Consider the following 22,680-nt stretch of genomic DNA (forward strand, 5'->3'; position numbering starts at 1 on the left):
CACTTCAATCACCTTTTTTTTCATTTTCTAAAAATGTTACTTGCTCAATTATCCCTTCGAGCAAAAGCTCTTCTGGAAGAATCGTTTTAATAACAAAGGATTGTCCTTTAATTAGTAATTGACCGTGTTTTAAAAGCAATCGCACTTCTTTATCTGAAAACACTAATAGTCCCCGATGATTTTCTATATAAATATGTATTTGCCCAACAAGAGTAATCCGAGGTAGATCCATTAATACATCCACTGGTAGGTCTACTTGTTTTGTTAACCAATTTTTCATTTGTTCTAATTTCTTCATCTCGAAAGACCCCCCTCTCATCCCATATATGTATTTCTTCACAAGTGCCTATCGTGTTATAACGACTTCACTAACATAACTATATTCTGTAAGAGTTCATATCATGTTAATAAAACAGTCGCTATATGAAATCATATTTATCGGGACAATGATGGATCAGAGGATGTGATCCTTAATAATAGAAGTATTAATACAAGAATATGCGCCCCTAGGGGATATCAGTACAAGTTGCATGAAGAAATTGAGCCTAGTGAGAAGTTAGAAACTTGAAAAACCCTGTTACAATTTGTTCTGGGCGTGACATACTGACCATAGAATAAGTAGTTGTCATTCATTAGACAAATGAAATAAAATTCGAAAAAGAAATTGCTCCACTCTAAATTTTACGTTGTAAGTAAGAATACTTTATAGGTAGTTGTTATATGAATTTCAAAAAATATTAGGATTCACTAAAAAACAAAAAAATGAATTAATAAGCGAGGAAATACGAAAGGAAATTGGATTTAGTCAAGAAATTTTGAATGTTATAAAACAAGTCACTGACAGTAGCATCTAGCCCTTCTATGCAACTGATTCAAAATCTAAAATAGCTGGAGTCTCTGTCGTTACCTTTGAAGATTATGCTAAACAGCAAGTTATAAAACTTCAATCTGAGCTTCAGCCCCCATACTTAGCTTTTATTTGTGAAAGAAGTTTTAGTCAAGGAAGTAAGAGTAAGTGTAGCATTGGAAGTATACAAGGAAATGGCCAATTTGATATCCTTGCAATCCAACCAACAAATGGCGTTAATTACGAAGTTAGCAATAAAGATGTTATTTTTAAACTAAGAAAATGGAATGATCGCTATCCTTTTATCATAATCAGTGCAGATTATGACTGGGTTGATACCATTTTTAGCGTGTTACCTACAGACGCCGAAATGCAATCTTTCGCGCAAGAAATGTATGAATTTTGTCCAGATATAGTGGAACAAGGAACAGAAAGCATTGAGGAGTTAGTCGAAGAAATTAAGAAAACGAAAAAGCTTTTTTTATGGTGGGATTAATCATAACTAAGGCCGTTACCCTTTTTTACATACCAGAGGCGTTTCTATCACTTACAGAAACGCTTTTTAAGCAATATAGTGTTTTTCCTTAATAAGAACAATAAAAAAACGTCTCATACGAAATGAGACGTTTTTTTATGCTAATAGCTGGATAACCAACTTATTCACAAGTGATCCGTCTGTTTTACCTTTTACTTTCGGCATAACAGCAGTCATCACCTTACCCATATCTGCTTTAGAAGTCGCACCAACTTCAGAAATAACTTGTTTGATTACATCAACTAGTTCTTCTTCAGTTAATTGCTCTGGCAAATATGCGCTTAAAATCTGAATTTCACTTTGCAGTTTATTAACAAGGTCTTCACGACCAGCTTTTTTAAATTCAAGGAGGGAGTCCTTATACTGTTTTACTTCACGAGCTAAAACTGTTACTTCCTCTTCTTCAGTAAGAGTATGTTGCAGTTTAATACCTTCATTTTGTAAAGCAGCCTTAACCATACGAATAACGGTTAATTTTTCTTTTTGTTTATTCTTCATCGCTTGTTTCATATCATCGTTTAAACGACCGAGAAGACTCATAACTTACACCCTCTCTTAGAATTTACGCTTTCTTGCCGCTTCAGATTTCTTCTTACGTTTTACACTTGGTTTTTCATAAAACTCGCGCTTTCTTGCTTCAGCAAGTGTACCAGTTTTAGAAACCGATCTTTTAAAACGGCGAAGTGCATCCTCCAAAGACTCGTTTTTACGAACGACTGTTTTTGACATTCTCTTTCCCTCCCTCCGAAACATCACACTTACATACTAACTTCAGCATGCAAAAAGAAACACTTCTTCAGCATGTCTTTTACGATTATAATACATTTTATCACTTCAGGTCAACTATTTGGCAGAATAAAAGAAGAATAGAAGCATTTCCTTTTCAAAAGTTATACAAATATCTAGTATCCTTCTTTCATGAAGACAACTATATTTTTATCATTTCAACTTTTTTCATACAGGGATGCACGAAACGCCTCCCTACCTTCTAGTACTTAACCGCTTCAAATAAAGAAAGCATGCAAACCATTTCCGGTTGCACGCTCTTTTTTATGCGCTTGCTGATTCTTTTTTCACATCATCTTCAAGAACACGAACAAATTGCGCTTCGTTATATGGATAGCCAGCCTTCGTAATTTTCACTTTCACTAGCTTACCAATTAATTCTTCTGATCCTTCAAATACAATTTTCAAGTAGTTATCTGTATACCCTACATATAACCCTTCACGGTCGCCGTCTTTAAATTGCTCTTCTGGAATGATTTCAAGCACTTCACCTTCAAACGCTGATGCATATTCTTTCGCTAATTGATTAGATAGCTCAATTAAACGATGAACACGATCGTTCTTCACATCTTCAGGAACTTGATCTTCCATGCGTGCTGCAGGTGTTCCTGTACGTTTTGAATAAGGGAACACGTGTAACTCAGAGAAGCGGTTCTCTTTAATGAAATTGTATGTTTCCATGAATTCTTCTTCTGTTTCACCTGGGAAACCAACGATTACGTCAGATGTAATCGCAAGGCCTGGTAACGCTTCTTTCAAACGATCTAAACGCTCTTGGAAGAATTCCATCGTATATTTACGACGCATACGTTTTAATACAGTATTAGAACCAGATTGCAACGGAATATGCAAGTGACGTACAACTACTTCAGATTTATCTAACACTTCAATTACTTCATCTGAAATTTGACTCGCTTCAATAGAAGAAATACGAAGACGTTTTAATCCGCCTACTTCCGCTTCCATATCACGAAGTAATCCAGCTAAGTTATAATCTTTTATATCTTCGCCGTATCCACCTGTATGAATACCCGTTAATACGATTTCTTTATAGCCTGCATCCACTAATTGTTGTGCTTGTTTAATAACCTCTTTTCCATCACGAGAACGCATTAAACCACGCGCCCAAGGAATGATACAGAATGTACAGAAGTTATTGCAACCCTCTTGTATTTTTAAAGACGCACGTGTACGATCCGTGAAATAAGGTACATCAAGTTCTTCGTACACACGTGTTTTCATAATATTGCGGACAGCATTAATTGGTTGACGCTCTTTACGGAATTCTTCGATGTAACCTAACATCTTTTCACGATCCTGTGTACCAACTACAATATCTACACCTGGAATCGCCATAATTTCAGCTGGAGATGTTTGTGCATAACATCCCGTTACGCAAATAACTGCATCTGGATTTTGACGCACAGCACGTCTGATTACTTGACGGCTTTTTTTGTCCCCAGTATTCGTTACTGTACATGTGTTAATAACATAAACATCAGCTTTCTTTTCATATTCTGTTCTTTCATAACCACCTTGTTTAAACAATTGCCAAATGGCTTCTGTTTCATAGTGGTTTACTTTACAACCTAACGTATGGAACGCAACAGTTGACATTGATCATCACCCCATCAATTCAAAATGATACGAAGCAGCACTTAACGCGTATAACGGCGCCGTTTCTGTTCTTAAAATTCTTGGTCCTAAACTACATGGTACAAATTTATGTTCACGAAGCGCTGTAATCTCTTCCTCAGCTAAACCGCCTTCTGGGCCAAATACAATCAATAGCTTTTGACCTGGTTTCATTGTCGTTAAAGCTTTCGCAAAATTAGATTTCTCGCCTTGTTTTGCTTCCTCTTCGTAAGCAACAAGACAAACATCATACTCACCACTCATTGTAAGCAGTTGCTTAAATGATGCCGGAGCATGTACTTCCGGAATTTCACTTCTATGTGATTGTTCCGCAGCTTCTTTCACAATTTTTCTTAAACGCTCAACTTTTTTATCAGCTTTTTTCGCATCCCATTTTACGATAGAGCGAGATGCTTGAAATGGTAAGAATGCAGCTGCCCCAAGCTCAGTTCCTTTTTGAAAAATCAACTCTAGCTTGTCTCCTTTTGGCAGTCCACTTGCAATCGTCACGAAAACAGGAAGTTCACTTGACGCCTCTACCCATTCTACAATAGCCGTATTAATAAATTCACTGGTAATTTCATCAATTGAACATACTGCTGTTTTTCCGTTTACACAGCAATAAATTTGATCGCCAGCTGTCATACGCATTACTCTCGCAATGTGATGTACATCATCACCTACAATGCGAATTTTTGCTTCACTTACATGTTTTTCTTCTACAAAATAACGTTGCATATAATCACCTTAGTAGAGTTTCGTTCCTTTCGTAAGTCAACACTTACGAAAAGAACGAAACATTATCATTTTTCATATAACAAACGGCAAGTCCCTCACCTTATAGTGAGAGACTCCCCTTTTCATTATAGACTAAAATCTATATTACGCATTTCGTGCAATAATTGCTACCCAATCTTCCATTCGTAACACTTCTTCAATTGTAAATCCAGCTTGTTCTAACGCCTCAGAAATTACTTTTTCCTTCGCAGCAATAATGCCCGATGTAATAAATAATCCACCTGACTTCACAACTCTCGCTGCATCTTCAGGGAATAAAAGAATAATTTCTGCTAATAAGTTAGCTACGATTAAATCAACAGGACCTTCAATACCTTCTAAAAGACTATTTTGCCCAACAGACACGATATCATCTGTTTTATTTAAACGCACATTCATTTCTGCACTTTCAACTGCAACCGGATCTAAATCATATGCTTGAACAGAAGACGCACCTAATTTTGCCGCTGCAATACTAAGCACACCAGAACCTGTTCCTACATCAATGATAGCGTCACCTGGCTGTACTGTTTTTTCTAAAGCACGAATACACATCGTTGTTGTTGGATGAGTTCCTGTACCAAACGCCATACCTGGGTCTAATTCAATGATTTTTTCATCAGGAGAAGATGGTGTATATTCTTCCCACGTCGGTACGATTGTGAATGTATCAGAAATTTGTACTGGATGGTAATATTTTTTCCAAGCAGTAGCCCAATCTTCTTCATTGACTTCGTTAACGGTAATATTTCCAGTACCAATTTCAATGTCGTAAGATGGAAGCACATCAATAGATGATTTTACACCTGCAATCGTTTCATGTAAAGAATCCGTTTGCGGGAAATATGCTTTTATTAATACACCTTCCGCCGGATATTCATCTGGATTCAATGCATAAATTTCACCATATTGTTGCTCGCGCTCTTTCGTTAACTCCGCTGGATCCTCAATCGCAACTCCGCTAGCACCAGCTTCATGTAAAATATGAGAGACAGCTTCTACTGCTTCTTCTGTTGTATGAATACTAATTTCTGACCATTTCACAATTTACCAACTCCATTTTTTATTTCCATTATTCCCCTTTGAAAGCACGTTTAAGCTTTCCGAATAAACTATCATCCTGCTCTTCTTGTCCTGCAAATTCACGTAATAAATCTTTTTGCTGTGAAGTCAATTTCGTCGGTACAACAACACGAACGACTACATATTGATCTCCTTGGCCGTATCCACGTACGTTCGGAGCACCTTTTCCTTTTAAGCGGAATTCTGTTCCAGTTTGTGTTCCTGCTGGAATTTTCAGCTTCACTTTACCATGAACAGTAGGAACTTCCACTTCATCACCAAGCGCCATTTGCGCAAATGTTAATGGCATTTCGCAAATAATGTGATCTCCTTCACGCTCGAAGAATTCATGATTTCTTACATGAACGACAACATATAAGTCTCCTGCTGGTCCGCCATTTACGCCGGCTTCACCTTTTCCAGACACACGAATTTGTTGACCATTATCGATACCCGCTGGAATTTTAACATTGATTTTTTTACGTTTACGAACTTTACCTGAACCGTGACATGTCGTACATTTTTCTTTAATAATTTGTCCAGTTCCTGAACAATGACCACAAGCTTGACGGTTTACGATACGACCAAACGGTGTGTTTTGCTCTACACTCACTTGACCAGAGCCTGAACAATGTTTACATGTTTCTTTTGAAGTTCCTGGTTTTGCTCCACTACCTTTACAAGTATCACATGGATCTTCTACTGGAATTTCCACATTTAATTCCTTACCAAAAATAGCTTCTTCAAAATCTAAAGTGACTTGATATTGTAAGTCAGCACCTTGGCGCGGAGCATTTGGATCACGGCGTCTGCCGCCGCCACCGCCAAAGAAAGAACTAAATATATCTTCAAAACCGAAGCCACCGCCGAAGTCTCCTCCGCCGCCAAATCCACCGAATCCTTGATTTGCACCAGCATGACCAAATTGATCGTACTGCGCACGCTTTTGATCATCACTTAACACTTCGTATGCTTCTTGTACTTCTTTAAACTTTTCAATTGCATTTTCTTCTTTGCTTACGTCTGGATGGTATTTTTTAGCCAAACGACGATACGCTTTTTTTATTTCATCTGTTGAAGCGCCCTTGCTAAGTCCAAGGACCTCATAATAGTCTCGTTTACTCATAAATTTACAACCCCCGAATCTTTCACATAAACGTAATTTTAACACCGAAAGAAAGTGCTTTGCAACAAAGTTTCCTCACTTACAGTATGCAAAGCGAAAAACTTAAGATCCTCACACATCACTTCTCATTCGTGAAAAAAGCCAAAGTCAAGGCACGCTTGACTTTGACTTTTTGTCATCTTACTTATTATGTTTACAGTTGAATTACTTGTCTTCTTTTACTTCTTCAAACTCAGCGTCAACTACATTGTCTTTCTTCGTGCCAGCGTCTTGTGCACCTTGCGCACCTTCTGCTTGACCAGCAGCTGCTTGAGCTTGCTCGTATAATTTAACAGTTAATTGTTGTACGATTTCTTGTAAAGCATCTTTTTTCGCACGAATTTCTTCAAGCTCGTTTTTCTCAATTGCAGCTTGTAATGCTTCTTTCGCTTCTGTTGCTTTTGCAACTTCAGCTGCATCTACTTTACCTTCTAAATCTTTTACAACTTTGTCTGTTTGGAATACAAGTTGGTCAGCTTCGTTACGAAGTTCAACTTCTTCCTTACGTTTTTGGTCAGCGTCAGCATTTGCTTCCGCTTCTTGTACCATACGTTCTACTTCTTCATCAGAAAGACCTGAAGAAGATTGGATTGTAATAGCTTGCTCTTTGCTTGTTCCTAAGTCTTTCGCACGTACGTTAACGATACCGTTCGCATCAATATCGAATGTTACTTCGATTTGTGGAATACCACGTGGTGCTGGTGGAAGGTCAGTTAATTGGAAACGACCTAACGTTTTGTTGTCAGCTGACATTGGACGCTCACCTTGTAATACGTGAATGTCTACTGCTGGTTGATTATCAGCAGCTGTCGAGAATACTTGTGACTTACTTGTTGGAATTGTAGTGTTACGCTCGATTAATTTCGTGAACACGCCACCCATAGTTTCAATACCTAAAGAAAGTGGAGTTACGTCTAATAATAGAACGCCTTCTACATCACCAGTAAGTACGCCACCTTGAACTGCAGCACCTAATGCTACAACTTCATCAGGGTTTACACCTTTATATGGCTCTTTACCAGTTTCACGTTTAATAGCTTCTTGTACAGCTGGGATACGAGTAGATCCACCAACAAGAATAACTTTATCTAATTCGCTTGGAGCAAAACCAGCGTCTTTTAATGCACGACGAGTTGGCTCTAATGTTCTTTCAACAAGACCTGCTGAAAGCTCTTCGAATTTCGCTCTTGTTAACGTTAATTCTAGGTGTAATGGACCAGCAGCTCCAGCACTAATGAATGGTAATGAAATTTGAGTTTGTGTTACACCAGAAAGATCTTTTTTCGCTTTTTCAGCTGCATCTTTCAAGCGTTGAAGCGCCATTTTATCTTGGCTTAAATCAATGTTATTTTCTTTTTTGAACTCAGCTACTAAGTGATCGATGATAACTTGGTCAAAGTCATCGCCACCAAGACGGTTGTCACCAGCAGTTGAAATAACTTCGAATGTGCCGTCTGCTAACTCAAGGATAGATACGTCAAATGTACCGCCACCTAAGTCATATACTAAGATTTTTTGTTCTTCGTCTTGTTTTTCTAAACCGTAAGCAAGTGCTGCTGCTGTTGGCTCGTTAATGATACGCTCAACTTCTAAACCAGCGATACGACCAGCATCTTTCGTTGCTTGACGCTCTGCATCGTTGAAGTATGCAGGTACTGTAATAACAGCTTTCGTTACTGTTTCACCTAAGTATGCTTCAGCAGAAGCTTTTAAGTTTTGTAAAATGATTGCAGAAATTTCTTGAGGTGTATAATCTTTACCTTCAACTTCTACTTTGTAGTCTGTACCCATATGACGTTTAACAGACATGATTGTATTTGGGTTTGTAATTGCTTGGCGCTTTGCAACTTCCCCAACTTGACGTTCTTCATTTTTGAAAGCTACAACAGAAGGTGTTGTACGGTTTCCTTCTGGATTTGGAATAACCTTTGGTTCTCCACCTTCCATAACAGCTACACAAGAGTTTGTTGTACCTAAGTCAATACCGATAATTTTACTCATGGCGAATCCTCCTAGTTTTATGTAAATTATTGATTTACTTTTACCATTGATGGGCGAATCACACGGTCTTTTAATTTATAACCTTTTTGGAATTCTTCCACAACCGCGTTTGATTCAAATTCACTATCTTCCACTTGCATAATAGCTTGGTGTTCATTAGGATCAAACTGTTTACCAACAGCTTCAATCACTTCCACACCTTCTTTAGTCAGCGCTTCTAACAATTGACGATGCACCATTTCCATGCCTTGTAACAAGGATTTCGTTTGCTCATCAGTCGCTTCCACTTGCATTGCTCTTTCAAAATTATCAAGAGCTGGCAAGATGTCTGAAACTAGACTTTGTGCTCTATATTTTTCAGCAGCCTGTTTATCCATTTGGACACGGCGCTTATAATTTTCAAAATCAGCTTGTAGACGTAATGTGCGACCTTCCGTTTCCGTTAGTTTCGCTTGTAACTCATCTACTTTTTCTTGTAAAAGAGCAGCCTCACTTTTTTCTTCTACAGTTTCTTCACTGTTTTCTGGCGTGACAGCTTCTTCAACTTGCGCTTCTTTTACTTCTTCTACCACTTGTTCGTTACGCTCTTCCACAATATTCACCTCCTTAAAAGGTATTAGGTATCATGCATAGCATGATTACCTAAGCATTATATATTACACACAGCAATGAAAATTTCATCACTTGAGCGAATGTATTACTCTCATTTACTTTTTAAGTCCATCTGTAAATTGTCTCGTAAATAACTGTAACAAACTAATTACACGAGAATATTGCATTCTTGTCGGACCTAAAATAGCAATTGTTCCAAGTTGCTCTTCGCCGATCGAATATGTTGCAGAAATTAAACTGCAATCCTCCATAGCCGTCGAAGTGTTTTCCCTACCAATTTTCACTTGAATCCCGACTTGTTTATGACGCAAAATGTCATAAAATTCAGCTTCATTATCAATCATGGTAAGCAAAGATCTAACCTTTTGAATGTCATGGAACTCTGGCTGCGAAAGCATATTTGCTTTTCCTCCAAAGTATATCTTTTCCGATAACGGAACTTGAAATGTACCATCTAACATTTTTATTGCACTATCGTAATTATGAACATACCCACGTAAAACTGTAACAATTTCCTTAAAGATTTTATTATGAAGTTCTTCCATCGGTACGCCAGATAGCTTTTCATTTAAAACATTAACCATTTTTTCTAAATCTGATAAATCAACAGATTCCGGAACGGTAATCGTTTTACTTTGTACATGCCCTGTATCAGTTACAATAATAGCGACTGCAGTTTGACGATCAAGCGGCACAATTTGTACATTTTTAAGTTTATTTGTGCTTAACTTCGGTCCAAGAACAATGGCCGTATAATTCGTAAGTTCTGATAAAATTTGAGCAGATTGCTGTGCAATTTTTTCCGCTTCAAAAATTCTTTCAGCAAATAAATCTTTAATTTGTACAATTTCAGCGTTCGGTAAGTTTTGCGGCGCTAAAAGATGGTCTACATAAAATCGGTAGCCTTTCTCAGAAGGAACACGTCCAGAAGAACTGTGCGTTTTTTCAATAAAACCTAATTCTTCTAAGTCCGCCATTTCATTTCGAATAGTAGCTGAACTAAATGTAATTTCATCTTTTTTAGCCAACGTTCTAGACCCAACAGGCTGCGCTGATCCAATAAAGTCATCAATAATTGTTTGTAAAATTAAGAGCTGACGTTCCGTAAGCATCTCATCATCACCTCTGTTAGCACTCTTTGTCTTTGAGTGCTAAATCTATTAATAACTTACCAAAATTGACATTCAATTGTCAACGGAAACGTCACGAAATAATGAAACTTTTTCACGTTAATGGAACATTTAATTAGTCAATTAAAAATGATTGGAATACTTCATTCCCTAATAATTTTCCTTTTCGCGTTAAACGAACATATCCATCGCTCTCTTCAAGCAATCCTTGTTCTTGGTTGTTTTGTAACTGCTTCGCGAAAACTTGATCCATCTCCATATTAAATTTCTTTTGAAATGCTATTTTAGATACACCTTTTGTTTTTCGAAGTCCTAAGAACAACTCTTCTTCCATCTTTTCTTTCTCCGTCACCACGTGAACATCTAAATACGGAAATCCTGTTTCATCAATTTTATTAAAATATTGCTTCAGCGGACCTACATTTTGAATACGTTCCCCATTCACATAACTATGAGCTCCAGCTCCAAAGCCATAATACTCTTCATTATTCCAGTATGTGAGATTATGTCTACTTTTATTGTCACCTTTTGAGAAATTACTAATTTCATACTGGTTATAACCGTGTTTCTCCATTTCATCCATTACCATTTCATACATTTTCGCTTCATGGTCTTCACCCGGAAGACGCAATTTCCCTTTATTCATTAAGTTATAAAACACTGTTTTAGGTTCCACAATTAATGAATATGCCGAGAAATGTTGTACACCAAGCGTAAAAGCAATGTCTAATGTTTCCTTCACATCTTCTATCGTTTGTCCTGGCAAAGCATAAATAATATCAACATTAATATTTTTAAAGCCTACTTCCTGAGCTTCTCGAATCGCTAGGAATGCATCTTCCCTCGTATGCTTGCGCCCGATTTTCTCAAGCAGTTCATCACGGAACGTTTGCACACCAAAACTAATTCGATTCACTCCACCTTCTAGTAGTACATTCAACTTCTCTTTCGGTAGATCTCCTGGATTCGCTTCAAATGTCAATTCACAATTCGGAGCAAACGGGCGCAAATGACGATTAATAATCTCGAGTAATTTTTTTGTCTGTTCCATATTTAACGCTGTCGGAGTTCCACCGCCCACAAAAATCGTTTTCATACTATCAAACGGAACTCTTTGAACCGTATTTATTATTTCCTTCTCTAAATAATCTAAATATTGATCAACCGGTTGGCGTTCAATAAACACTTTATTAAAATCACAATAGTGACAAATGTGCTGACAAAACGGGATATGAATATATGCAGCTTGTACCAAATATAACTCCTACCTTTCTAAAAAGAAAACCTCCGCACTCCGGAGGATTCTCTACTTCTCTAACGTATTACGAATTTGTTCCATTCGCATTTTTCCCCAATCATACATCATTTCAACGATCGGTAAAAGTGACATGCCTAGTTCCGTCATATAATACTCAACACGAGGAGGAATTTCGGGATATACTGTTCGATCAACAATCCCATCTTCCATTAACTCTTTTAATTGGTTCGACAAAACTTTATGAGAAATGCTTGGGAATAACCGTTGTAATTCACTAAAACGATGAGGCCCTTCCACACCAAGATGCCACAGTATCACAACTTTCCACTTTCCACTAATAATAGAAAGCGTCAATTCCTTTTCACAATTAAAATTGCCATTTTGTATTTTATCTTGAATATCTTTTCGAATATTTTCGGACATTAACAATCTCCTAACTCTATATGAACTAAAAAGCTCTCTCATTATTGTAAATGAGAGCTGCTCAGATGTCTAAAAAGTAATTATACAGAAAAAAGAAGCCGTACAAACGACTTCTTTTTTATTTCAAATATTAGTTGTCATCCATTTTCAGTACAGCCATGAATGCCTCTTGCGGCACTTCTACAGAACCAACAGACTTCATACGTTTTTTACCTTCTTTTTGCTTATCAAGAAGTTTACGCTTACGAGAAATGTCACCGCCGTAACATTTTGCAAGTACGTTTTTACGCATCGCCTTAATTGTAGAACGTGCTACAACTTTATTTCCGATAGTCGCCTGAATTGGCACTTCGAACTGTTGTCTCGGAATTAATTCTTTTAATTTCTCTACAATTACTTTACCACGGTCATACGCTGAATCACGGTGTACGATAAATGATAAAGCATCCACTTGTTCATTATTTAAAAGAATATCCATTTTCACAAGTTTAGATGGTTTATAACCAATTAACTCATAATCAAATGATGCATACCCTTTCGTATTTGATTTCAATTGATCGAAGAAGTCATATACGATTTCTGATAACGGGATTTCATATGTTAATGTAACACGCGTTTCATCTAAATATTGCATATCAATAAACGTTCCACGTTTACCTTGGCAAATTTCCATTACAGCTCCAACATAGTCATTCGGAACCATAATTGAAGCCTTCACAAACGGCTCTTCTACACGATCGATAGACTGTGGGTCTGGCATATTAGATGGATTATCAACAATAACATCTTCACCGTTTGTTAAATAAACTTTATAAATAACGCTTGGCGCTGTTGTAATTAAGTCAATCTTAAATTCACGTTCAATACGTTCTTGAATGATTTCCATGTGAAGAAGTCCTAAGAATCCACAACGGAAACCAAATCCTAACGCTTGAGATGTTTCTGGTTCAAACTCAAGAGCAGAATCGTTTAACTCTAATTTTTCTAACGCATCACGTAAATCGTTATAACGAGCAGAATCAATTGGATACAGCCCACAGAATACCATCGGGTTTAATTTACGGTAACCTGGTAACGCCTCTGCAGCTGGACGTTTCGCATGTGTAATCGTATCACCAACACGTGTATCACCTACGTTTTTAATAGATGCTGCTAAGAAACCTACATCACCTACTGTTAACTCGTCACGTTGCGTAGTTTTCGGTGTAAATACACCTACTTCTGTTACTTCAAATTCTTTACCCGTTGCCATCATACGTACTTTATCGCCAACTTTTACCGTTCCATTTACAACACGGATATAAGCAATTACACCACGGTACGGATCATATAAAGAGTCGAAAATCATACATTGTAACGGCTCTTCTGAATCACCTGCCGGAGCTGGTACTTTTTCAACAATTTGTTCTAAAATTTCTTCAATACCAATTCCAGCTTTTGCAGAAGCAAGTACCGCTTCTGATGCATCTAAACCAATTACATCTTCTACCTCTTGACGTACACGTTCTGGATCCGCACTTGGTAAGTCGATTTTATTGATAACTGGTAAAATTTCCAAGTTGTTATCAAGCGCTAAGTATACGTTCGCTAACGTTTGCGCTTCAATACCTTGCGCTGCATCTACTACAAGAATCGCGCCTTCACAAGCCGCTAAACTACGAGATACTTCGTACGTAAAGTCGACGTGTCCTGGTGTATCAATTAAATGAAGAATATACTCTTCACCATCTTTTGCTTTATAGTTTAATTGTACTGCGTTTAATTTGATTGTAATACCACGCTCACGCTCTAAATCCATAGAGTCAAGCAACTGAGCTTTCATTTCGCGTTGTGTTAACGCATTTGTTTTCTCTAAAATACGGTCTGCTAACGTTGATTTTCCGTGGTCAATATGAGCAATAATAGAGAAATTACGAATTTTGGACTGTCTTTTTGCTCTTTCTTCTTTGTTCATCTATGTTCTCAACTCCTAATAGTCTCGCCAATATACACTAGCACTGATTATATCAATAGAGCAACAAAGATTCAATGAAAACTCGTGCTGCTTACGATACAAATCATTCTATCTATATCTTATGCGAATAAACCATAAGAGACAAACCCTTTTCAAATTTTAAAACGGTTGTCTTACAAATCAGTAAAACAACCATCTCCCATGCTACTCTTAGCTAAAAATCCCCTTTATTTTCCCAACAACTATATCCGTTCCGAACTTCGTCATTTCATAAGCTACACTTGCTAACGCCATCCCAATTCCTTCTACAACATTAAAACTTCTTAAACGTTCTAATTGTTGTTGTTTTTCTGAAGCTGAAAACGAACTACCCAAAATTTCTGATTCAGCACCTGTACTCTCTGTCCCTGTCATATGAGCTATTTGTTCATACGACAATTGCCGATAACCTTTCATACTTTTCAAACCATGATTAGCAAGTGACACTCCTGCTATCATCATAAGTAAACATAAAGCTACACTACATATACACAAAAGCGCAAAACGACTCAAACTATTATCATCTTTCTCCCTCAATGTGTATACGCTCCCGTATTATCTTGATCAATTTGATGATGCAGCGCTGCATTTAAACCACTCGCTATTACATTCGCCATATCCTCAATAAAAGTATCTACTTCTTTTGGGGTCACCATTAAGTTATGACCAAGAGGCGATAGCACTTCATAAATCAACCTTCTTTTTTCTTCTTCTTCTAACGTACCAACAGCACCTAAAAACATATTTCGGCTCTTTTCATCTGGCATATCTTCTTCTGTTAATTTTTTCTTTTCTCCAAATGAAAATCCCGCTGGTAACAAAGATCTTGAAGGTTTGTTTCCTTCTTTCATCTCTCGACCAAAATGTTTCAAAATAAAATCAATCGTATCACTTGTAATCGAAACGGCATCGACCACAGTCGGAACACCAATTGCGATAACAGGGATACCTAATGTCTCTTTACTTAGTTCCTTACGTTTATTCCCAACCCCTGATCCAGGATGGATTCCAGTATCAGAAATTTGTATCGTGCTATTTACTCGTTCAATAGAACGGGCAGCTAATGCGTCAATCGCAATTACAAAGTCTGGATTTGTCTTCTCAATAATCCCATAAATAACATCGCTCGTTTCGATGCCTGTAATCCCCATTACTCCCGGCCGAATTGCACTAACAGGTCTGAATCCTTCTTCTACACTTTCAGGCTGCAATTGAAACAAATGTCTCGTTACTAATACATTTTCTACAACTATTGGCCCAAGAGCATCCGGTGTTACATTCCAATTCCCAAGGCCTACAATTAAACAGCTCGCTTCTTTTGTAACACCAACCTCTTCTAAGAAATAAGAAAATTCTTTTGCAAAAATACGCTCCACTTTTTGTTGAAGTTCTGTATCTTGCTGACGTATACCTTGTACTTCAAGCGTTAAATAATTTCCAGGTTTTTTACCCATCGCTTCAGAGGCAGCTTCATCAATTGTTACTTTTGTAATTATAGTACCTTCTTCTTCCCTCTCTTTTACAATTACCCCCTGTATCCCTTTTTGTTCTTCTTGGCTTTCTTGCAACATTTGATGAGCTTCTACAGCAAGGTCAGTTCTAACGCTATATTTACTTAAATCCAATGGTTCTTTCATCGTATCTCCTCCGTAATTCATAGTAAATATCGTTAGATTTCCCAAAGTTATATAAGGTCATTCTTTCCTTTACGTGAAATTTCATGGATATACTATTGCAATTCTCTTCACCGTTTGATAGAATATCACTTGTTCTATGTAAGAATCGAGTCATTCGATTGCACCAGGGAGGTGAAAAGTATGGCAAACATCAAATCTGCTATCAAACGCGCTAAACTTAGCGAAGAGCGTCGTGCACATAACGCTTCTATCAAGTCTGACATGCGTTCTGCTGTTAAAACTGTAGAAGCTTTAGTTACTAATAACGATCTTGAAAATGCTAAAGAAGCTTTCAAAACTGCTTCTAAAAAACTTGACAAAGCAGCTCGTAAAGGTCTTATCCACCAAAACGCTGCATCTCGTCAAAAATCTCGCTTAGCGAAACAAGTAAACGCGTAAGGCGTTTAAAAAACGATCCATTTGGATCGTTTTTTTATATACAAAAAAAGTTCATGCACTAGGTACATGAACTTTTTTTGTGTCATCACATATGATTTAATCGCATTAAGAAAAACTCGAGCACAAGTTTCTTATCCATCTTTCCCGTCTTCATACTATAATCAGCTTCCGCTAATTCTATAATCACTTTTTTTAATTCTTCAAAAGAGAAAAATTTCGTTTGATTCATCGCCAATTTTACACGATACGGATGTACACCAATATGAGATGCAATTTGATTTTGCCCATAACCACGTTGCTGTAACTCTTTCACTTGATACAACAAACGGAATTGACTCACTAATAACGCAAGCAATTTAATCGGTTCTTCCTGCTGCGTAAATAATCCATCCAAAATTTGCATTGCACCTGCAATATCTTTTTTCACCACTTTTTCTGTCAAAGCAAATACATTTTGCTCAACTGATTTTGGCACAAGCTCTGCAACAAGTTTCGTCGTAATCTCTCCGCCCATACCAACGTATAACGTTAACTTGTCCATTTCCTTCGCCAACATCGTTACATTACTTCCCACAAGCTCTAGCAACAAACTAACAGCCGCGTTATCAATGTGCACATGCACTTCATCTGCTCGAGCAACAATCCACTTCTGAACATCCTGCACTTGCATCGCATTCGCTTCTACTACATCTGCTGTTTTCTTTAATAGTTTTGTAATTTTTTTTCGCTCATCAAGTTTTTCGTAAGGCGCAACAAAAACAAGAATAGAAAATGGAGAAGGTTCACCAATGTATTCTTCTAAAATTTTTATATTTTGCTCTAACTTTTCTTTTTGCGAAGTCAAAAATAGCGGTGATTTTATTAACAGTACTTTCCGCTCTCCAAAGAAAGGAAGCGTACGCGCATCCTCAACCACATCTTCTAAATACGCTTCTTCCAAATCGTATGTCACAACATTAAACTCTCGATCTTCTTCTTCAAGTGCTTCTGTCGTAATAAGCTTTATCGTTTCATTTATAAAAAAAGCTTCCGTCCCATATAGTAAATATAACGGAGCAAACTGTTTCTTTTTAATTTTTTTATGTATATCACTCATACTTTTTCCTACTCCCTAACTTGGCAATATATATTTATACTAATGCCCTAGCTTTTGTTTTACAAGTACAAAGGAACAGGCTTTATAACCCGTCCCTTTATTTATATTAAACGCCACGCAATAAGCCCCGGGTTTCTTATTGGTGTGCGGTAATCACCTTCCCTTTATTATTCACAATAAAAATTCCAGTATAAGTGCCAACTGTTAACATGCTTGGAAACAAAAAACTCACGTTACTTCATAATCTAAAATTCGCAAAAAGCTCATTTTCTCTTCACATTGAAATTGTAGATTTTTTTCTGACAATATTTTATACTAAAGTGGAATGTTGGGGAGGGATTCTAAATGAATGATTTTGAACAAAACGTTCAAAGTAAACGCAATGACGCTATTGATTCAGGGGTAGGATTTATCGTCTCATTTGGTTTTTTCGCAACACTTTTCATCATTGCAACTGTTATTAAATTTATCGGTTCTTAAAGACTGCCACTTCATGGCAGTCTTCTCTTTTTCACCTATTATATGTCTTATCATATGTGATTTTACTTTGAAAGGTTCCATTTTCCCCTTTAAAAACATAGGAAATAGCACCTTGCTTGTCCGTGCGCCATATCGCACTCCCCATCTTCTCCAAACGTTCTATTACTTCTTTATGCGGGTGTCCATATCTATTCTGCTTACCAACAGATATAATCGCTACACGGGGCTGTATAACGTTCAAAAAAGACTCTATAGATGACGTATTACTTCCATGATGAGCAACTTTTAAAACATCCACTCGCAAATCTGGATACGCAGATACTAAAAACTGCTCTCCTTCTTCTTCTAAATCGCCTGTAAATAGCCACGTCAATCCTCCAAATTTTGCCCATATTACAATTGAAGCATTATTTTCACTTTTTTCTTTTCCTTTTGGAGCTAAAACGAAAAACTCAGCTTCATTTACACTCCAACTTTCCCCTTCCCCCACTTCAGTTATTTTCATTTCCTTTTCTAATGCCTGTTTCTTTACTACTTTTTCTAATACTGCATCTTTTCCCTTCCGGCCAAATACAACTTCTTTTACAGGTATATATGATAATAATTCTTGCGCAGCACCTATATGATCTGCATCTCCATGCGTTACGATTAATTTATCAATTGTTTTAATACCTTCTTTTTGTAAATAGGGTATTAAAACATCAGTTCCAACAGAAAATTCATGCTTTTTTTGTTGCCACTCTTCCTTATTGACACGAAGCGTTCCACCTGTATCAATAAGATAAACCCCTTTATCATACGGAAGGCGAATTAATATTGCATCACCTTGTCCAACATCAATAAATGTTACACTTCCGCTTCCTCTAAAATATGGATATACATAATGACACGTGCTAATAAAAAGAAATATACTCACAACTATACAAACCATTTTTTTCGGCGCTCTCCTTTCCCAAACTATCAATATACTGACAATACTCGTGCAATATACAGCTACAAGATTGAAGGACGTTTTCCCGAAAATAAGCTGGTTAAATGGTAAACTTTCACAATAACTTAGAAGAACATTAGACATACTCAAGCCTATTGATAACACATCCGCAAATCCTTTTGCGAGAAACGGGACAATTGGCATACACAGTAAAATAATAATGCTACATGGTAATACAATGATAGATAAAAACGGAACGTATAAAAGATTGAGGAAAATGCTATATGGAGAAAAATAACCAAAGTGATATAACAAGATCGGAGTACTAACGAGCTGTGAAATGATAGAAATATAAATAGAATTTCGGATTACTCCGTTGCTACTCCCTAATAAGAACGGAGCAGACAAAAGTAAAGCGAAGCTACCTACAAAAGAAAACTGAAATCCAATATTAAAAACAAGATAAGGGTCATATATAAGCATACATATAGCTGTTACACTTAAAGCATCTAAACTAGATAAACGAATCGAGCACATAAAAGCAATCAACATCAAAACTCCTGCTATAGAAGCCCTTATAACAGATGGTGACGCCCCTGCTAAAACCATATACAAAGGAATACAGACGATAAGGCAAATTGTTGCTACCTCCCTCGTCGCACCACTTCTTAGCAAAATAAAATATACTATCCCCATTAACAATACAATGTGCGAACCTGAAATTGCTAACAAATGTATAAGACCAAACTGTTGATATTGCTCTTCCACTTCAAACGTCATTTGTTGTCTATCACCAAATAGTAACGCATTCATAAAAGCACCTGATTGCTCTGGAAACATTTCTGTAACTTTCGAGATTGCTTGTTGCCTCAAAAGGAGAATCCATTGCATAAGCGACAGTGATGTTTTATAGCATTCAGAAATATATGTAGCCTCAAATGTGAAATGAATATGTTGCTTGTATAAATAATCACGGTAATTAAAACCATGAAAATTCCGAGCTGTTTGTGGTTCTTTCCTCTCACCCTCGAATACACATGATATCCCTGCGTATAATTGTTGCATTTTTTCCTTTTCCAGAGCTGATTTTATTCTATAACTTAATTGCACTATATTTTTATTGTGATCTTCAAATTGAAAAGATAGGCGATCGCCATTAACAAGCGGTGTATTTTGTATAACACCTCTTGTAACTCCATAGGACTCTCCTAGAGACTTATTCCACCCTTGAACATAAGAAGTGTATATAGCGCCACTAAAGCACGCTACAATGCAAAAAAAGAAGGTTTTACGCGAAGTGCGATATAAACAGAAGAAAATATTTAAAAAGAGGCAAAAAACTATCAATAAAAGTGACGAGGAAAAGGCAATTGCAATCCCTATTATAAACGAGATTGCAACATACCCCCATTGTTCCTGCAACTTATACTCACTCCTTATAGCATCATTTTTGCTTTCGTGAATACATGCTGTAATTCTTCCATTGATAAATTATCTTTTTCTAAAGACGCAAATAATTCTTTTAACTCCGTATAACGTTTTTGCTCCTCTAATGCAGCAATATCATATTCTAGCGGAACGTGCTTCACTGTTACATTCGCTTGTTCAAATAACTCTATGGCGTATGGATGATTTTTATAATCCTGCGCATAATAAACCGCTGTAATACCACTTTGAATAATTGCCTTACAACATTGTAAACAAGGGAAATGCGTAACGTAAATTTCTGCTTCCTCTGTTTTCGCACCAAACTTGGCACATTGTAATAAAGCATTCATTTCGGCATGAATTGTCCGAACACAATGATTATCGATTACGTAACAACCATCATCTATACAATGTACGCCACCTTTAATCGAACCATTATATCCACCAGCAATAATTCGTTTATCGCGAACGATTGTCGCTCCTACCGCAAGCCTTGTACATGTACTACGTAACGATAGTAGATGGCTTTGCGTCATAAAATATTGATCCCATGAAATTCGTTCCATATTTTTCACCTACTTTTTTGTCTACTTGTAGTGTAGCGAAAGAAGAAAAACTTCGTCAATCTTTTACGGAATAATAATTTGATCTTTTATCTTTTCAAGAGACTTCGCACCAATCCCATCAATCTCTAATAAATCTTCTATTTTCTGAAACGGACCATGTTCTTCTCGATATTTCAAAATACTTTCTGCCTTTCGAGAGCCAATTCCTGTAATCTTTTCCAATTGCTCCTTCGCTGCTGTATTTATTCGAATCTTGCCATCTTCCTTAGAAGAAGTAAACATCCCTTGTTCTGACTCATTTTTACTCGGTATATAAAGAAGCATTTGATCTTGTACAATTTGTGCTAAATTCACTTTTTTGATATCTACTTCTGATAAAAAACCACCAGCCTTTTGAACCGCATCCTTTACGCGATCTCCTTCCTTCATTTCATATACCCCTTCTTTATTAACCGCTCCTTTCACATCAATTATAATTGTTCTTTTCTGTTCCTTTGTATCCGATATTTTCGGTTTACCCTTTTTTTCTATCTCCTTCTCTTGCACATTCATTGTAATAGGCGTTCGTTCTACACTCTGATTCGTTTTCCAAAAAACAAGAAAAAGTAAAGTTCCAATAATAGCTACTAAACCTAACCACTTTTTCGGAAAATCCCACATCATTTTACACCTCTAATCATAAATTTATAACATCATTCATATTGTTTAGGAGAAAGCTGTTACGAAGGAGGGATGAAACTTTGAACATAGGAATTATAGGGACAGGAAACATGGGGAATATACTAATCGATGCATTTTTAGAAACCCGTGCTGTCAAACCTTCGTGCCTTACAATCATTAATCGGACGCCTGCCAAAGCATATCATATAAAAGAAAAATACCCTTCTGTTCATATAGCAAAAACAATCCCGGAAGTAATCGAACAATCACAACTTATTTTTATTTGCGTTAAGCCGATAGATATATACCCTATCCTAAAAAAATACGCTGAACATTTTTCTGATGAAACGTGCTTAGTTTCTATTACGAGTCCAATATCTCCATCACAATTAGAGACTCTCGTACCTTGTCACGTCGCGCGTATCATTCCAAGTATCACAAACCGCGCCCTCTCTGGCGCCTCACTATTTACATTTGGAGATAATTGCTCTGAAGAATGGCAACAAAAATTACTTCGTCTATTCAAAAACATTTCTACACCTCTTGTAATAGAAGAAGATATAACGCGCGTTTCATCTGATATAGCAAGTTGCGGTCCTGCTTTCTTTAGTTATTTACTACAATGCTTCATTAACGCTGCTGTAGATAAAACAAATATTACACACGAAGAGGCTACTACTTTAGTAAGTGAAATGGTCGTGGGGATGGGGAAATTACTTGAAAAAGAAATCTTCACATTACCTACCTTACAAGAAAAGGTTTGCGTGAAAGGCGGCGTTACTGGGGAAGGCATTCGGGTTTTAGAAGAACACGTTGGAGATATGTTCCATAAGTTAATCGAGCGAACACATGAAAAATTTGATGAAGATTTAGAATGCGTTGATCAGCAATTCAATAAACACACATAATAAATACGTCATTTACATTCCAAATCCTTTTTATAAATAATTACTTTTTTACAATACATTTTCACTTCAACTACTATTCCCACACTTTACGCATACGATCTTCAGATTATGCTAGAACTAAAAATACATCTTCTTTATAAAACAAAAGCAACCTTCTCGGTTGCTTTTGTTTTATCCCGCATTAACGGCCAGTAAGATCCCCACCTTAAAACTCAGCGAAAGCAAAGAAGTTAGGAGGGGGTCGGGCTGCCCGTAAAAGCCCGATTGGTTCAACTAATAATCAGCGGGGAGCTTCGTACCCCGCTGATTAAA

At 36.9% G+C, this 22,680-nt stretch carries 22 protein-coding genes and 1 pseudogene; 4 read left to right on the forward strand and 19 right to left on the reverse strand.

The window, feature by feature from the left end; all coding sequences use genetic code 11:
* Nucleotides 1–4 precede the first annotated feature (4 nt).
* On the reverse strand, nt 5–298 hold the full coding sequence (gene yqfC, locus DOS87_RS23775) for a sporulation protein YqfC (protein WP_000732269.1): 294 nt from the start codon (nt 296–298) through the stop codon (nt 5–7).
* 415 nt (nt 299–713) lie between these two features.
* Here yqfC and DOS87_RS30560 point away from each other — a divergent pair.
* Nucleotides 714–1,343, forward strand: a pseudogene (locus DOS87_RS30560) (DUF4253 domain-containing protein).
* 135 nt (nt 1,344–1,478) lie between these two features.
* Here the strand turns inward: DOS87_RS30560 and DOS87_RS23785 are convergent.
* From DOS87_RS23785 to gpr, 14 genes are all read right to left on the reverse strand, one after another.
* Nucleotides 1,479–1,922, reverse strand: a complete 444-nt coding sequence (locus DOS87_RS23785; RefSeq protein WP_000054582.1) for a GatB/YqeY domain-containing protein — start codon at nt 1,920–1,922, stop codon at nt 1,479–1,481.
* 15 nt (nt 1,923–1,937) lie between these two features.
* Nucleotides 1,938–2,111 (reverse strand): 30S ribosomal protein S21, encoded by a 174-nt coding sequence (gene rpsU / locus DOS87_RS23790; protein ID WP_000048061.1) that lies wholly within the window; start codon nt 2,109–2,111, stop codon nt 1,938–1,940.
* A 321-nt stretch (nt 2,112–2,432) separates the two neighbouring features.
* On the reverse strand, nt 2,433–3,785 hold the full coding sequence (mtaB, locus tag DOS87_RS23795; RefSeq protein WP_000108679.1) for a tRNA (N(6)-L-threonylcarbamoyladenosine(37)-C(2))-methylthiotransferase MtaB: 1,353 nt from the start codon (nt 3,783–3,785) through the stop codon (nt 2,433–2,435).
* A gap of 6 nt (nt 3,786–3,791) precedes the next feature.
* Nucleotides 3,792–4,541 carry a 16S rRNA (uracil(1498)-N(3))-methyltransferase gene (locus DOS87_RS23800; protein WP_001190142.1) on the reverse strand — a complete coding sequence of 250 codons (750 nt, stop codon included), beginning with the start codon at nt 4,539–4,541 and terminating at the stop codon, nt 3,792–3,794.
* A 144-nt stretch (nt 4,542–4,685) separates the two neighbouring features.
* Entirely contained in the window at nt 4,686–5,624 is a 939-nt protein-coding gene (gene prmA, locus DOS87_RS23805; RefSeq protein WP_000872098.1) for a 50S ribosomal protein L11 methyltransferase, read from the reverse strand.
* A gap of 28 nt (nt 5,625–5,652) precedes the next feature.
* Nucleotides 5,653–6,768: a chaperone protein DnaJ gene (dnaJ, locus tag DOS87_RS23810; RefSeq protein WP_000043947.1), complete on the reverse strand. Its 1,116-nt coding sequence runs from the start codon at nt 6,766–6,768 to the stop codon at nt 5,653–5,655.
* Nucleotides 6,769–6,972: 204 nt separating this feature from the next.
* A complete protein-coding gene (gene dnaK / locus DOS87_RS23815) occupies nt 6,973–8,808 on the reverse strand; it encodes a chaperone protein DnaK (RefSeq protein WP_000034701.1) in 1,836 nt (611 codons plus the stop codon).
* Between the two features lie 26 nt (nt 8,809–8,834).
* On the reverse strand, nt 8,835–9,401 hold the full coding sequence (grpE, locus tag DOS87_RS23820) for a nucleotide exchange factor GrpE (protein WP_000392711.1): 567 nt from the start codon (nt 9,399–9,401) through the stop codon (nt 8,835–8,837).
* A gap of 114 nt (nt 9,402–9,515) precedes the next feature.
* A complete protein-coding gene (hrcA, locus tag DOS87_RS23825; RefSeq protein ID WP_000954942.1) occupies nt 9,516–10,532 on the reverse strand; it encodes a heat-inducible transcriptional repressor HrcA in 1,017 nt (338 codons plus the stop codon).
* Between the two features lie 133 nt (nt 10,533–10,665).
* A complete protein-coding gene (gene hemW / locus DOS87_RS23830; protein ID WP_000249440.1) occupies nt 10,666–11,805 on the reverse strand; it encodes a radical SAM family heme chaperone HemW in 1,140 nt (379 codons plus the stop codon).
* A gap of 51 nt (nt 11,806–11,856) precedes the next feature.
* Complete coding sequence (locus DOS87_RS23835) at nt 11,857–12,231, reverse strand: winged helix-turn-helix transcriptional regulator (protein ID WP_001293539.1); 375 nt, start codon at nt 12,229–12,231, stop codon at nt 11,857–11,859.
* 130 nt (nt 12,232–12,361) lie between these two features.
* Nucleotides 12,362–14,185, reverse strand: coding sequence for an elongation factor 4 (gene lepA / locus DOS87_RS23840; RefSeq protein WP_001030948.1), 1,824 nt, complete (start codon nt 14,183–14,185; stop codon nt 12,362–12,364).
* Between the two features lie 210 nt (nt 14,186–14,395).
* Nucleotides 14,396–14,761: a YqxA family protein gene (locus DOS87_RS23845; protein ID WP_001207093.1), complete on the reverse strand. Its 366-nt coding sequence runs from the start codon at nt 14,759–14,761 to the stop codon at nt 14,396–14,398.
* The gene (gene gpr, locus DOS87_RS23850; RefSeq protein WP_000662644.1) at nt 14,758–15,861 is read right to left on the reverse strand and encodes a GPR endopeptidase; all 1,104 of its coding nucleotides are present in this window, start codon (nt 15,859–15,861) and stop codon (nt 14,758–14,760) included. Before gpr ends, DOS87_RS23845 begins: the two co-directional genes overlap by 4 nt.
* A gap of 180 nt (nt 15,862–16,041) precedes the next feature.
* Here gpr and rpsT point away from each other — a divergent pair, with 180 nt between their 5' ends.
* Complete coding sequence (gene rpsT, locus DOS87_RS23855; protein WP_001274012.1) at nt 16,042–16,299, forward strand: 30S ribosomal protein S20; 258 nt, start codon at nt 16,042–16,044, stop codon at nt 16,297–16,299.
* A gap of 85 nt (nt 16,300–16,384) precedes the next feature.
* Here rpsT and holA read toward each other — a convergent pair whose 3' ends face one another.
* Entirely contained in the window at nt 16,385–17,395 is a 1,011-nt protein-coding gene (gene holA, locus DOS87_RS23860; protein ID WP_001279923.1) for a DNA polymerase III subunit delta, read from the reverse strand.
* 345 nt (nt 17,396–17,740) lie between these two features.
* Between holA and DOS87_RS23865 the strand changes: the two genes are divergently transcribed.
* Nucleotides 17,741–17,875: a YqzM family protein gene (locus DOS87_RS23865; RefSeq protein ID WP_000997609.1), complete on the forward strand. Its 135-nt coding sequence runs from the start codon at nt 17,741–17,743 to the stop codon at nt 17,873–17,875.
* A gap of 31 nt (nt 17,876–17,906) precedes the next feature.
* On the opposite strand, the gene DOS87_RS23870 is transcribed toward DOS87_RS23865, so the two are convergent.
* The 3 genes from DOS87_RS23870 to DOS87_RS23880 form a co-directional block, all read right to left on the reverse strand.
* Nucleotides 17,907–20,228, reverse strand: a complete 2,322-nt coding sequence (locus DOS87_RS23870) for a DNA internalization-related competence protein ComEC/Rec2 (RefSeq protein ID WP_097826030.1) — start codon at nt 20,226–20,228, stop codon at nt 17,907–17,909.
* Between the two features lie 14 nt (nt 20,229–20,242).
* A complete protein-coding gene (locus DOS87_RS23875) occupies nt 20,243–20,800 on the reverse strand; it encodes a ComE operon protein 2 (protein ID WP_000439773.1) in 558 nt (185 codons plus the stop codon).
* A 63-nt stretch (nt 20,801–20,863) separates the two neighbouring features.
* On the reverse strand, nt 20,864–21,463 hold the full coding sequence (locus DOS87_RS23880) for a helix-hairpin-helix domain-containing protein (RefSeq protein WP_000989935.1): 600 nt from the start codon (nt 21,461–21,463) through the stop codon (nt 20,864–20,866).
* A 77-nt stretch (nt 21,464–21,540) separates the two neighbouring features.
* Between DOS87_RS23880 and comER the strand changes: the two genes are divergently transcribed.
* Nucleotides 21,541–22,368 carry a late competence protein ComER gene (comER, locus tag DOS87_RS23885; RefSeq protein ID WP_001020554.1) on the forward strand — a complete coding sequence of 276 codons (828 nt, stop codon included), beginning with the start codon at nt 21,541–21,543 and terminating at the stop codon, nt 22,366–22,368.
* Nucleotides 22,369–22,680 lie beyond the last annotated feature (312 nt).

It is taken from the genome of Bacillus sp. CR71 (genome assembly GCF_003429245.1).
GTDB lineage: Bacteria > Bacillota > Bacilli > Bacillales > Bacillaceae_G > Bacillus_A > Bacillus_A thuringiensis_S.